1 protein-coding gene is annotated in these 1106 nt (G+C 66.7%); it reads left to right on the top strand.

Translation table 11 applies throughout. The features are described 5' to 3' along the window. Positions 1–1106, top strand: a 1106-nt coding sequence (locus LB552_RS29580; protein ID WP_224611727.1) for an autotransporter-associated beta strand repeat-containing protein, incomplete at both ends; no start/stop codon positions are given.

Genomic DNA, 1106 nt, shown 5'->3' with positions numbered 1-1106 from the left:
CGCTCACCATCGGCGGCAACCTGACGCTCAACAACACGTCGGCCGTCAACGTCAATTTCGGCCAGGCGAACGTGCCGGGCGGACCGCTCAACGATCTCATCAATGTCGGCGGCAACCTGACGCTCGACGGCACGCTCAACATCACGCAGACGCCGGGCGGCACCTTCGGGCCAGGCGTCTATCGCATCCTCAACTATGGCGGTTCGCTGACGAATAACGGACTGAACGTCACGTCACCCGATTATTTCGTGCAGACCGCGGTCGCCAACCAGGTCAACCTCGTCAATTCCGCGGGGCTGACGCTCAGCTTTTGGGACGGCAATGCCGGCCCCCATTCCAACGGTGCGGTGGATGGCGGCAGCGGCACCTGGCGGGCGGCCGGCGACCAGAACTGGACCGATGCCAGCGGCACCTTCGCCGCGCCCTTCGCCAACGCCAGCTTCGCCATCTTCCAGGGTGCCGCCGGGACCGTCACGGTCGACAACACGAATGGCCAGGTGCAGGCGGCGGGCATGCAGTTCGCCACCGGCGGCTATCTCATCCAGGGCGGCGACGTCGCTTTGGTCGGGCCGCAATCGACTATCCGCGTCGGCGACGGCACTGCAGCCGGTGCGGCCTATGTGGCGACGATCACCTCGAACCTCACCGGAAGCAGCCAGCTGCTGAAGACGGAGCTCGGCACGCTGGTGCTGTCCGGCACCAACAGCTACAGCGGCGGCACCGCGATCAATGGCGGCACGGTTCAGGTCGCGTCGGACGGCAATCTCGGCGCGGCTGCCGGCGGTCTTTCGCTGAACGGCGGCACGCTGCACACGACGGCGGATATTACTTCTGCCCGCGCCGTGACCCTCAATGTCGGCGGCGGCACCTTCGACACCGACAGCGCGACCAAGCTGACGCTGACCAACACCGTGAGCGGCGCCGGGACCTTGACCAAGGAGGGTGGCGGCACGCTGGTTCTCAGCGGCGCCAACAGCTACCAGGGCGGCACCGTCATCAATGGCGGCACGGTCCAGATCACCGCCGATGCCAATCTCGGCGACGCAGCCGGCAAGGTCACCTTCAATGGCGGCACGCTCTACCAGCAGGGCGCGGCCAGCATCGTC

The sequence above is a fragment of the Mesorhizobium sp. CA7 genome (assembly GCF_020165015.1).
In the GTDB taxonomy this organism is placed as follows: Bacteria; Pseudomonadota; Alphaproteobacteria; order Rhizobiales; family Rhizobiaceae; genus Mesorhizobium.
The sequence above is the reverse complement of the archived record's forward strand: the minus strand, read 5'-3'. Positions and strand labels throughout refer to the sequence as shown.